Origin of the sequence: Bacillus sp. N5-665 (assembly GCF_022637375.2) — a bacterium.
Classification (GTDB): Bacteria; Bacillota; Bacilli; order Bacillales; family Bacillaceae_G; genus Bacillus_A; species Bacillus_A wiedmannii.
In genome coordinates this window covers 5214132-5222500 of the sequence record NZ_CP093325.1, presented here as the reverse complement: position 1 = coordinate 5222500, position 8369 = coordinate 5214132, and the positions used below count along the sequence as shown (strand labels likewise).

Below are 8369 nucleotides of genomic sequence, written 5' to 3'. Positions count from 1 at the left end.
CGCCAGCTAAGGTCCCAAAGTGTGTATTAAGTGGAAAAGGATGTGGAGTTGCTTAGACAACTAGGATGTTGGCTTAGAAGCAGCCACCATTTAAAGAGTGCGTAATAGCTCACTAGTCGAGTGACTCTGCGCCGAAAATGTACCGGGGCTAAATACACCACCGAAGCTGCGAATTGATACCAATGGTATCAGTGGTAGGGGAGCGTTCTAAGTGCAGTGAAGTCAGACCGGAAGGACTGGTGGAGCGCTTAGAAGTGAGAATGCCGGTATGAGTAGCGAAAGACGGGTGAGAATCCCGTCCACCGAATGCCTAAGGTTTCCTGAGGAAGGCTCGTCCGCTCAGGGTTAGTCAGGACCTAAGCCGAGGCCGACAGGCGTAGGCGATGGACAACAGGTTGATATTCCTGTACCACCTCTTTATCGTTTGAGCAATGGAGGGACGCAGAAGGATAGAAGAAGCGTGCGATTGGTTGTGCACGTCCAAGCAGTTAGGCTGATAAGTAGGCAAATCCGCTTATCGTGAAGGCTGAGCTGTGATGGGGAAGCTCCTTATGGAGCGAAGTCTTTGATTCCCCGCTGCCAAGAAAAGCTTCTAGCGAGATAAAAGGTGCCTGTACCGCAAACCGACACAGGTAGGCGAGGAGAGAATCCTAAGGTGTGCGAGAGAACTCTGGTTAAGGAACTCGGCAAAATGACCCCGTAACTTCGGGAGAAGGGGTGCTTTCTTAACGGAAAGCCGCAGTGAATAGGCCCAAGCGACTGTTTAGCAAAAACACAGGTCTCTGCGAAGCCGTAAGGCGAAGTATAGGGGCTGACACCTGCCCGGTGCTGGAAGGTTAAGGAGAGGGGTTAGCGTAAGCGAAGCTCTGAACTGAAGCCCCAGTAAACGGCGGCCGTAACTATAACGGTCCTAAGGTAGCGAAATTCCTTGTCGGGTAAGTTCCGACCCGCACGAAAGGTGTAACGATTTGGGCACTGTCTCAACCAGAGACTCGGTGAAATTATAGTACCTGTGAAGATGCAGGTTACCCGCGACAGGACGGAAAGACCCCGTGGAGCTTTACTGTAGCCTGATATTGAATTTTGGTACATTTTGTACAGGATAGGCGGGAGCCATTGAAACCGGAGCGCTAGCTTCGGTGGAGGCGCTGGTGGGATACCGCCCTGAATGTATTGAAATTCTAACCTACGGGTCTTATCGACCCGGGAGACAGTGTCAGGTGGGCAGTTTGACTGGGGCGGTCGCCTCCTAAAGTGTAACGGAGGCGCCCAAAGGTTCCCTCAGAATGGTTGGAAATCATTCGTAGAGTGCAAAGGCATAAGGGAGCTTGACTGCGAGACCTACAAGTCGAGCAGGGACGAAAGTCGGGCTTAGTGATCCGGTGGTTCCGCATGGAAGGGCCATCGCTCAACGGATAAAAGCTACCCCGGGGATAACAGGCTTATCTCCCCCAAGAGTCCACATCGACGGGGAGGTTTGGCACCTCGATGTCGGCTCATCGCATCCTGGGGCTGTAGTCGGTCCCAAGGGTTGGGCTGTTCGCCCATTAAAGCGGTACGCGAGCTGGGTTCAGAACGTCGTGAGACAGTTCGGTCCCTATCCGTCGTGGGCGTAGGAAATTTGAGAGGAGCTGTCCTTAGTACGAGAGGACCGGGATGGACGCACCGCTGGTGTACCAGTTGTTCTGCCAAGGGCATAGCTGGGTAGCTATGTGCGGAAGGGATAAGTGCTGAAAGCATCTAAGCATGAAGCCCCCCTCAAGATGAGATTTCCCATAGCGTAAGCTAGTAAGATCCCTGAAAGATGATCAGGTTGATAGGTTCGAGGTGGAAGCATGGTGACATGTGGAGCTGACGAATACTAATAGATCGAGGACTTAACCATATAATATGTAGCAAATGTTATCTAGTTTTGAAGGAATATGCCTTCATAGTTTGGTGATGATGGCAGAGAGGTCACACCCGTTCCCATACCGAACACGGAAGTTAAGCTCTCTAGCGCCGATGGTAGTTGGGACCTTGTCCCTGTGAGAGTAGGACGTCGCCAAGCAAAAACCTAAGTCGATTCGACTTAGGTTTTTTTGTGTTTATTTTTATGTACCAAATGTCATAATCCATAAATTTAGTAATCTTAAAGAGGAAAAAAGATGAAATAGGGACTGTCTAAACTAAAATTTGAGCGATAATGTCGTAAAAGGTGATAAAGTAATACATTTAAATATTAGTTTAAGGTAAGAATTACCTTTTTGTATTAATTGAGTCGTGGAATGACTAAAATATTTTACTTTTTATATGAAACCGTTATGTGGAAAATAGCTATTTAGTTGTTTTTCATATAACGGTTTTTCATTTTTAAAGGATTTTACATAAGAAAAAATCTATAATTAAGATAGTTAACATATATTTTTTGATGGGTGTGGGGGATTATGAAAGAAATATGCATGTTATTAGCGGCTGTTATATTATGGGGGACAGCCATCGCGCCAACAAAGTGGGCATTAGAATCTATTCAGCCATTTACTTTGTTATTTATTCGCCTTTTCTTAGCTGGTGGAATTTGTTTACTATTCTCATTTAAACAATTAAAAAGATCAGTTGTACATAAACAAGTCCCGTGGAAAAGAATGAGTTTACTATCTTTTACTGGTGTAGCTGGGTACTTTATGTTCACATCCTACGGTATTTCTTTAACGAGTGGATTGCATGTTAGTATTATTGATGCTGCTTTACCTTTAGTTACAATTCTTTTTTCAGCGTTCTTTTTGAAAGAAAAAATTCAGCTTAATTATTGGATCGGTATTGTATTGGGGGCTATCGGAGTACTTCTTATTACAATTCCATCTAGTAATGTCGATCAAGAAGTATCTTTAATAGGAGATATCCTTATTTTATTAAGTACGTTCTTATTTGCTTTCTATACAGTATTGCTGAAACGACCAAAACAAGAACAATATCTATCAAACAAGGTTTTTACAACATTAACTTTAATTATTGGAGCTGTTATTCTATTACCATTTGCAATGGCAGAAACTTTTTATTACGGTCTTCCAAAGATTGAAACGTGGAAGGCTGGACTAAGTGTAATATATCTTGTTATTGGAGCAACAATTTTAGCGTATTGGTTTTGGAATAGAGCATTAGAGACAGTCTCGGCATCAGTAAGTGGATTATATTTAAATGCGTTACCGTTAATAAGTATTGTTGCTTCAATTGTTCTATTAAATGAATCTTTGACGTGGAGAATAGTAATAGGTGGTAGCTTAGTTTTATTCGGAGTGATATGGGCGGATAAACGTAAATTAATTGATTTATTTATATCAGACGATCGAAATGTTAATGAGAATGAAGAATGTTAAAGTTTATAAGAGTATGTATATAGTGTTTAATGAAAAGGACGCCTTGTATGTAATAGGATGTCCTTTTCATTACTTTCATTGAATGAGAGAAATGAAATAACTGAAACTCATATGGAAAATACCTTTGGAATTATTTTTATTATTAATTGAATAAAAGGTATTGACGATTAGAGTATAGAGGTGTAATATAGAACGAGTCGCCGATGCAATAACGCAGAACGCGGCAAACGAAATGAAAAACTTAGTTGACATTAACTAACGAAGATGTTAACATAAGGGAGTCGCAAATGAGCGACCGAGTAGTTCTTTGAAAACTGAACGAAACAAACAACGTGAAACGTCAATTTTTATTTTTAGATGCTAGACAAACTAACTTTATTGGAGAGTTTGATCCTGGCTCAGGATGAACGCTGGCGGCGTGCCTAATACATGCAAGTCGAGCGAATGGATTGAGAGCTTGCTCTCAAGAAGTTAGCGGCGGACGGGTGAGTAACACGTGGGTAACCTGCCCATAAGACTGGGATAACTCCGGGAAACCGGGGCTAATACCGGATAATATTTTGAACTGCATGGTTCGAAATTGAAAGGCGGCTTCGGCTGTCACTTATGGATGGACCCGCGTCGCATTAGCTAGTTGGTGAGGTAACGGCTCACCAAGGCAACGATGCGTAGCCGACCTGAGAGGGTGATCGGCCACACTGGGACTGAGACACGGCCCAGACTCCTACGGGAGGCAGCAGTAGGGAATCTTCCGCAATGGACGAAAGTCTGACGGAGCAACGCCGCGTGAGTGATGAAGGCTTTCGGGTCGTAAAACTCTGTTGTCAGGGAAGAACAAGTGCTAGTTGAATAAGCTGGCACCTTGACGGTACCTAACCAGAAAGCCACGGCTAACTACGTGCCAGCAGCCGCGGTAATACGTAGGTGGCAAGCGTTATCCGGAATTATTGGGCGTAAAGCGCGCGCAGGTGGTTTCTTAAGTCTGATGTGAAAGCCCACGGCTCAACCGTGGAGGGTCATTGGAAACTGGGAGACTTGAGTGCAGAAGAGGAAAGTGGAATTCCATGTGTAGCGGTGAAATGCGTAGAGATATGGAGGAACACCAGTGGCGAAGGCGACTTTCTGGTCTGTAACTGACACTGAGGCGCGAAAGCGTGGGGAGCAAACAGGATTAGATACCCTGGTAGTCCACGCCGTAAACGATGAGTGCTAAGTGTTAGAGGGTTTCCGCCCTTTAGTGCTGAAGTTAACGCATTAAGCACTCCGCCTGGGGAGTACGGCCGCAAGGCTGAAACTCAAAGGAATTGACGGGGGCCCGCACAAGCGGTGGAGCATGTGGTTTAATTCGAAGCAACGCGAAGAACCTTACCAGGTCTTGACATCCTCTGAAAACCCTAGAGATAGGGCTTCTCCTTCGGGAGCAGAGTGACAGGTGGTGCATGGTTGTCGTCAGCTCGTGTCGTGAGATGTTGGGTTAAGTCCCGCAACGAGCGCAACCCTTGATCTTAGTTGCCATCATTAAGTTGGGCACTCTAAGGTGACTGCCGGTGACAAACCGGAGGAAGGTGGGGATGACGTCAAATCATCATGCCCCTTATGACCTGGGCTACACACGTGCTACAATGGACGGTACAAAGAGCTGCAAGACCGCGAGGTGGAGCTAATCTCATAAAACCGTTCTCAGTTCGGATTGTAGGCTGCAACTCGCCTACATGAAGCTGGAATCGCTAGTAATCGCGGATCAGCATGCCGCGGTGAATACGTTCCCGGGCCTTGTACACACCGCCCGTCACACCACGAGAGTTTGTAACACCCGAAGTCGGTGGGGTAACCTTTATGGAGCCAGCCGCCTAAGGTGGGACAGATGATTGGGGTGAAGTCGTAACAAGGTAGCCGTATCGGAAGGTGCGGCTGGATCACCTCCTTTCTATGGAGAATTGATGAACGCTGTTCATCAATATAAGTTTCCGTGTTTCGTTTTGTTCAGTTTTGAGAGAACTATCTCTCATATATAAATGTATGTTCTTTGAAAACTAGATAACAGTGTAGCTCATATTTTTTTAATTTTAGTTTGGTTAAGTTAGAAAGGGCGCACGGTGGATGCCTTGACACTAGGAGTCGATGAAGGACGGGACTAACGCCGATATGCTTCGGGGAGCTGTAAGTAAGCTTTGATCCGAAGATTTCCGAATGGGGAAACCCACCATACGTAATGGTATGGTATCCTTACCTGAATACATAGGGTAAGGAAGACAGACCCAGGGAACTGAAACATCTAAGTACCTGGAGGAAGAGAAAGCAAATGCGATTTCCTGAGTAGCGGCGAGCGAAACGGAACATAGCCCAAACCAAGAGGCTTGCCTCTTGGGGTTGTAGGACATTCTATACGGAGTTACAAAGGAACGAGGTAGACGAAGCGACCTGGAAAGGTCCGTCGTAGAGGGTAACAACCCCGTAGTCGAAACTTCGTTCTCTCTTGAATGTATCCTGAGTACGGCGGAACACGTGAAATTCCGTCGGAATCTGGGAGGACCATCTCCCAAGGCTAAATACTCCCTAGTGATCGATAGTGAACCAGTACCGTGAGGGAAAGGTGAAAAGCACCCCGGAAGGGGAGTGAAAGAGATCCTGAAACCGTGTGCCTACAAATAGTCAGAGCCCGTTAATGGGTGATGGCGTGCCTTTTGTAGAATGAACCGGCGAGTTACGATCCCGTGCGAGGTTAAGCTGAAGAGGCGGAGCCGCAGCGAAAGCGAGTCTGAATAGGGCGTTTAGTACGTGGTCGTAGACCCGAAACCAGGTGATCTACCCATGTCCAGGGTGAAGTTCAGGTAACACTGAATGGAGGCCCGAACCCACGCACGTTGAAAAGTGCGGGGATGAGGTGTGGGTAGCGGAGAAATTCCAATCGAACCTGGAGATAGCTGGTTCTCCCCGAAATAGCTTTAGGGCTAGCCTTAAGTGTAAGAGTCTTGGAGGTAGAGCACTGATTGAACTAGGGGTCCTCATCGGATTACCGAATTCAGTCAAACTCCGAATGCCAATGACTTATCCTTAGGAGTCAGACTGCGAGTGATAAGATCCGTAGTCAAGAGGGAAACAGCCCAGATCGCCAGCTAAGGTCCCAAAGTGTGTATTAAGTGGAAAAGGATGTGGAGTTGCTTAGACAACTAGGATGTTGGCTTAGAAGCAGCCACCATTTAAAGAGTGCGTAATAGCTCACTAGTCGAGTGACTCTGCGCCGAAAATGTACCGGGGCTAAATACACCACCGAAGCTGCGAATTGATACCAATGGTATCAGTGGTAGGGGAGCGTTCTAAGTGCAGTGAAGTCAGACCGGAAGGACTGGTGGAGCGCTTAGAAGTGAGAATGCCGGTATGAGTAGCGAAAGACGGGTGAGAATCCCGTCCACCGAATGCCTAAGGTTTCCTGAGGAAGGCTCGTCCGCTCAGGGTTAGTCAGGACCTAAGCCGAGGCCGACAGGCGTAGGCGATGGACAACAGGTTGATATTCCTGTACCACCTCTTTATCGTTTGAGCAATGGAGGGACGCAGAAGGATAGAAGAAGCGTGCGATTGGTTGTGCACGTCCAAGCAGTTAGGCTGATAAGTAGGCAAATCCGCTTATCGTGAAGGCTGAGCTGTGATGGGGAAGCTCCTTATGGAGCGAAGTCTTTGATTCCCCGCTGCCAAGAAAAGCTTCTAGCGAGATAAAAGGTGCCTGTACCGCAAACCGACACAGGTAGGCGAGGAGAGAATCCTAAGGTGTGCGAGAGAACTCTGGTTAAGGAACTCGGCAAAATGACCCCGTAACTTCGGGAGAAGGGGTGCTTTCTTAACGGAAAGCCGCAGTGAATAGGCCCAAGCGACTGTTTAGCAAAAACACAGGTCTCTGCGAAGCCGTAAGGCGAAGTATAGGGGCTGACACCTGCCCGGTGCTGGAAGGTTAAGGAGAGGGGTTAGCGTAAGCGAAGCTCTGAACTGAAGCCCCAGTAAACGGCGGCCGTAACTATAACGGTCCTAAGGTAGCGAAATTCCTTGTCGGGTAAGTTCCGACCCGCACGAAAGGTGTAACGATTTGGGCACTGTCTCAACCAGAGACTCGGTGAAATTATAGTACCTGTGAAGATGCAGGTTACCCGCGACAGGACGGAAAGACCCCGTGGAGCTTTACTGTAGCCTGATATTGAATTTTGGTACATTTTGTACAGGATAGGCGGGAGCCATTGAAACCGGAGCGCTAGCTTCGGTGGAGGCGCTGGTGGGATACCGCCCTGAATGTATTGAAATTCTAACCTACGGGTCTTATCGACCCGGGAGACAGTGTCAGGTGGGCAGTTTGACTGGGGCGGTCGCCTCCTAAAGTGTAACGGAGGCGCCCAAAGGTTCCCTCAGAATGGTTGGAAATCATTCGTAGAGTGCAAAGGCATAAGGGAGCTTGACTGCGAGACCTACAAGTCGAGCAGGGACGAAAGTCGGGCTTAGTGATCCGGTGGTTCCGCATGGAAGGGCCATCGCTCAACGGATAAAAGCTACCCCGGGGATAACAGGCTTATCTCCCCCAAGAGTCCACATCGACGGGGAGGTTTGGCACCTCGATGTCGGCTCATCGCATCCTGGGGCTGTAGTCGGTCCCAAGGGTTGGGCTGTTCGCCCATTAAAGCGGTACGCGAGCTGGGTTCAGAACGTCGTGAGACAGTTCGGTCCCTATCCGTCGTGGGCGTAGGAAATTTGAGAGGAGCTGTCCTTAGTACGAGAGGACCGGGATGGACGCACCGCTGGTGTACCAGTTGTTCTGCCAAGGGCATAGCTGGGTAGCTATGTGCGGAAGGGATAAGTGCTGAAAGCATCTAAGCATGAAGCCCCCCTCAAGATGAGATTTCCCATAGCGTAAGCTAGTAAGATCCCTGAAAGATGATCAGGTTGATAGGTTCGAGGTGGAAGCATGGTGACATGTGGAGCTGACGAATACTAATAGATCGAGGACTTAACCATATAATATGAAGCAAATGT

The 8369-nt window shown here is 47.5% G+C and carries 1 protein-coding gene and 4 rRNA genes (1 of these 5 only partly in view); all 5 read left to right on the top strand.

Translation table 11 applies throughout. The features are described 5' to 3' along the window. Positions 1-1885: ribosomal RNA gene (locus MNO09_RS29305) — 23S ribosomal RNA — on the top strand; it begins 1037 nt to the left of the window's first position. Positions 1886-1934: 49 nt separating this feature from the next. Beyond that, positions 1935-2050 (top strand): 5S ribosomal RNA (gene rrf / locus MNO09_RS29300). A 376-nt stretch (positions 2051-2426) separates the two neighbouring features. Continuing rightward, on the top strand, positions 2427-3356 hold the full coding sequence (locus MNO09_RS29295; protein WP_088106792.1) for a DMT family transporter: 930 nt from the start codon (positions 2427-2429) through the stop codon (positions 3354-3356). A 375-nt stretch (positions 3357-3731) separates the two neighbouring features. Beyond that, a 16S ribosomal RNA gene (locus MNO09_RS29290) occupies positions 3732-5283 on the top strand. 146 nt (positions 5284-5429) lie between these two features. Beyond that, positions 5430-8351 (top strand): 23S ribosomal RNA (locus MNO09_RS29285). Together the 16S, 23S and 5S rRNA genes form the textbook arrangement of a ribosomal RNA operon. The last annotated feature ends 18 nt before the right edge of the window (positions 8352-8369 follow it).

Coding starts and splice junctions, on each gene's coding strand:
- MNO09_RS29295 (WP_088106792.1), top strand. CDS start 2,427: ATGAAAGAAATATGCATGTTATTAGCGGCTGTTATATTATGGGGGACA.